The sequence below is a fragment of the Rhodospirillales bacterium genome, assembly GCA_016872535.1.
Lineage (GTDB): Bacteria > Pseudomonadota > Alphaproteobacteria > Rhodospirillales > 2-12-FULL-67-15 > 2-12-FULL-67-15.
This window is the reverse complement of sequence record VGZQ01000143.1, coordinates 1-3194: the sequence shown is the minus strand read 5'-3', so window position 1 is coordinate 3194 and position 3194 is coordinate 1. Positions and strand designations below refer to the sequence as shown.

At 70.2% G+C, this 3194-nt stretch carries 5 protein-coding genes and 1 pseudogene; all 6 read right to left on the bottom strand.

The window, feature by feature from the left end:
• A pseudogene (locus FJ311_16120) lies at nt 1-90 on the bottom strand (dihydrolipoyllysine succinyltransferase).
• A 166-nt stretch (nt 91-256) separates the two neighbouring features.
• Nucleotides 257-679: a protein TolR gene (gene tolR, locus FJ311_16115; protein MBM3952960.1), complete on the bottom strand. Its 423-nt coding sequence runs from the start codon at nt 677-679 to the stop codon at nt 257-259.
• Between the two features lie 66 nt (nt 680-745).
• Nucleotides 746-1489 carry a protein TolQ gene (tolQ, locus tag FJ311_16110; GenBank protein MBM3952959.1) on the bottom strand — a complete coding sequence of 248 codons (744 nt, stop codon included), beginning with the start codon at nt 1487-1489 and terminating at the stop codon, nt 746-748.
• Between the two features lie 9 nt (nt 1490-1498).
• Complete coding sequence (ybgC, locus tag FJ311_16105; GenBank protein MBM3952958.1) at nt 1499-1969, bottom strand: tol-pal system-associated acyl-CoA thioesterase; 471 nt, start codon at nt 1967-1969, stop codon at nt 1499-1501.
• Nucleotides 1962-3014 carry a Holliday junction branch migration DNA helicase RuvB gene (gene ruvB, locus FJ311_16100; GenBank protein ID MBM3952957.1) on the bottom strand — a complete coding sequence of 351 codons (1053 nt, stop codon included), beginning with the start codon at nt 3012-3014 and terminating at the stop codon, nt 1962-1964. The genes ybgC and ruvB overlap by 8 nt, the downstream gene beginning before the upstream one ends.
• On the bottom strand, nt 3011-3194 hold a 184-nt coding region (locus FJ311_16095), incomplete at its 5' end, for a hypothetical protein (protein MBM3952956.1). The genes ruvB and FJ311_16095, both read right to left, overlap by 4 nt.

Sequence of the window (3194 nt, the reverse complement as noted above, 5' to 3'; positions counted from 1 at the left end):
CGGCCTGGGGCGGCGGCGGCGGTGTCGGCTGGGCCTTGGGCGGCTCCGGCTTCGGCTCGGGCCGGGGCGGCGCCGGCGGCGGGGCGTTGGTTTCGGGCGCGACGTTGACGATGTCGACGGCGATCGGGCGGTCGAGGTTCAGTTCCCGCCGGCTGATGTCGGGCAGACCGACGATCGCGACGAAAATGACCGTCGCGTGGAACAGCAGCGAAAGAATGATGTTGCGGCGCATGGCCTGAACCCCGGGAGCGTTACGTCACTGCTTCGCCCCGCCGCCTCCCGTCCGGCGCGGCGGCCGGCGCGTCTCCGGCGCCTGCTCGGAGACCAGCGCGACCTTGCTGAACCCGGCGGCGTTGATCGCGCCCATGGTCTCCATCACCCGGCCGTAGTTGATGCCCTTGTCGCCGCGCACGAAGATGCGTGCCTCCGGGTTGTTGCCGACGATCGCGGCGAGTCGCGCGCCGAGCGCGGCGAGCTCGACCTCGGTGTCCTGGATGAAGATCTTGCCCTCGCGGTTGACGCTGACCGAAATCGGTTCGTCCTTGCCGGGAATGACCGCGGCGCGGGTCTGCGGCAGGTCGACCTGCACGCCGACGGTGAGTAGCGGCGCCGTCACCATGAAGATGATCAAGAGCACCAGCATCACGTCGACCATCGGCGTGACGTTGATCTCCGACATGGGCTTGCGCCGGGCGCCGCGGCCCCAGCGCGCCCGCGACGACGATTGCAACTGGACGCCCACGGCTCAGGCCTTGTCTTCGAGTTCGCGCGATAGAATCGCCGCGAATTCGCCCGCGAACCCCTCAAGGCGGCTGGCGTAGCGGTCGAGATCGCGCGAGATCTTGTTGTAGGCGACCACCGCCGGAATCGCCGCCAAGAGACCGAGCGCGGTCGCGAACAGCGCCTCGGCGATGCCCGGCGCGACCACCGCGATCGAGGTGTTCTTGGTCATGGCGATCGACTGGAAGCTGTTCATGATGCCCCAGACCGTGCCGAACAGGCCGATGAACGGCGCGGTCGCGCCGGTGGTGGCGAGGAAGGTCATGTAGCGCTCGGCCCGCTCCATCTCGCGCGCGAGCGTGATCTGCATGACGCGCTCGATGCGCTCCTGCAGGCCGCCGGAATGCTCGCGCCCGCCGTCGTCGCCGTTGCCGCCGGCGCGCATCACCTTGCGCCGCCATTCGCGCATGGCCGCGGCGAAGATCGAGGACATGGGGTCGCGCGGCTGCGCGCCGATGCGGTCGTAGAGGTCTTCGAGCGAACGGCCGGACCAGAACGAGCGCTCGAATTCGTCGGAGCGGGCGTTGAGGCGCCTGAGTCCGATCAGCTTTTCGAAGATGATCGCCCAGCACCAGACCGAGGCGAGGAAAAGCGCGATCATCACCGACTTGACCACCCAGTCGGCCCTGAGGAAGAGCGCCCACATGCTGAGATCGTGGGCCGCCACCGAGCCGCCGAGGGCGACCGCGCTGACTATGTTGTTTTCCATTGTGCGATCCTACCGTTCCGTACCGTTAATTTCGTGTAAACATCCGCGCACCTTGGCGGGAATCCGGGCCGCCTTGCCCGCCCGGGTCATGCAGGCCAACGTCAGATCGAGGCGGACCGCCTCGGCGCCGTCGTCCGCGCGCACGATCCGCTGTTCGAGGTCGAGCGAGGCCCCGCCCAGCGCCGTGAGGCGGGTGCGGACCTCGAGCCGATCATCGAGCCGCGCCGGCCGGAGATAGTCGGCGGCGCAGCGGCGCACGGCGAAGGCGACGCCCTCTTCTGCCATCAGCCGCGAGCTTTCGATTCCGCGCTCGCGCAACATTTCGGTTCGCGCCCGTTCGGCGAAGCGCAGGTAGTTGGCGTAATAGACGACGCCGCCCGCGTCGGTGTCCTCGTAATAAACGCGCAACCGGAAGATATGCTCTTCCGCCCGTTCGGCAAGCCCCGCTTCGCGCCTAGCCCCCGCCTTCGCTTTAGCCATCCTCGCCCTCCGCCAGCAGCGCCAGTTGGGCGAGCGAGGCCGGCGGCTTCAGCCCCATGTGCCGGTAGCCCTCCGCCGCCAGCGCCCGGCCGCGCGGGGTGCGCATGACGAAGCCCTGCTGGATCAGGTAAGGCTCGACCACGTCTTCCAAGGTGTCGCGTTCCTCGGCCAGCGCGGCGGCGAGCGTTTCGATCCCGACCGGCCCGCCGCCGTAGTTCTCGGCGATACAGGCGAGATAGCGCCGGTCCTGGGCGTCGAGCCCGCGCCCGTCCACTTCCATCCGCTTCAAGGCCGCGTCGGCGGCCTTGGCGTCGACCGGGCTCTCGCCGGCGACCGCGGCGAAATCGCGCACCCGGCGCAGCAGCCGCCCGGCGACGCGCGGCGTGCCGCGCGCGCGCTTGGCGATCTCGGCGGCCCCGTCGGCGGTGAGGTCGAGGCCGAGGATGCCGGCGCCTCGGCGCACGATGCGCACCAGCTCGTCGGGCGAATAGAACTGGAGCCGGAGCGGAATCCCGAACCGCTCGCGCAGCGGCGTCGCGATCAGGCCGGCGCGCGTGGTCGCGCCGACCAGGGTGAAGGCCGGCAGGTCGATGCGGATCGAGCGCGCCGCCGGCCCCTCGCCGATCACCAGGTCGAGCTGGAAGTCCTCCATCGCCGGATAGAGGATTTCCTCGACCGCCGGGTTGAGGCGGTGGATTTCGTCGATGAACAGCACGTCGCGCGGCTGCAGGTTGGTGAGGATGGCGGCGAGGTCGCCGGCCTTGGCCAGTACCGGGCCCGAGGTGGCGCGGAAGCCGACCCCCAGTTCGCGCGCGACGATCTGGGCGAGCGTGGTCTTGCCGAGCCCGGGCGGCCCGTGCAGGAAGACGTGGTCGAGGGCCTCGGCCCGCGCGCGGGCCGCCTCGACGAACACCTTCAAGTTGGCGCAGACCTGGGTCTGGCCGACGAATTCCTTGAGGGTTTGCGGACGCAAGGAGGCGTCGTGCGCGTCGTCGCGGGTTTCGCGGCCCGCTGTCAGACGTTCGTCCTTGGCTTTCGCGTTCATCGACCGATCCCCGCTTTGCGTTTCGGCGAAGCGCCCGCCGCCAGTTCGACGAGCGCGGCGCGAATGAGGGCCTCGACCGGCGCGGCCGCGCCTTGGCCGTCGGCGGCGCGGGCGACGGCGGCGAGCGCGTCGGCGGGCGCATAGCCGAGATTGGCGAGCGCCGAGACCGCGTCGGCGACC

What these genes read in the sequence shown, in the direction of transcription:
- tolQ (MBM3952959.1), bottom strand. Translation starts at nt 1,489, where the DNA reads ATGGAAAACAACATAGTCAGCGCGGTCGCCCTCGGCGGCTCGGTGGCG.
- ybgC (MBM3952958.1), bottom strand. Translation starts at nt 1,969, where the DNA reads ATGGCTAAAGCGAAGGCGGGGGCTAGGCGCGAAGCGGGGCTTGCCGAA.
- ruvB (MBM3952957.1), bottom strand. Translation starts at nt 3,014, where the DNA reads ATGAACGCGAAAGCCAAGGACGAACGTCTGACAGCGGGCCGCGAAACC.
- tolR (MBM3952960.1), bottom strand. Translation starts at nt 679, where the DNA reads ATGTCGGAGATCAACGTCACGCCGATGGTCGACGTGATGCTGGTGCTC.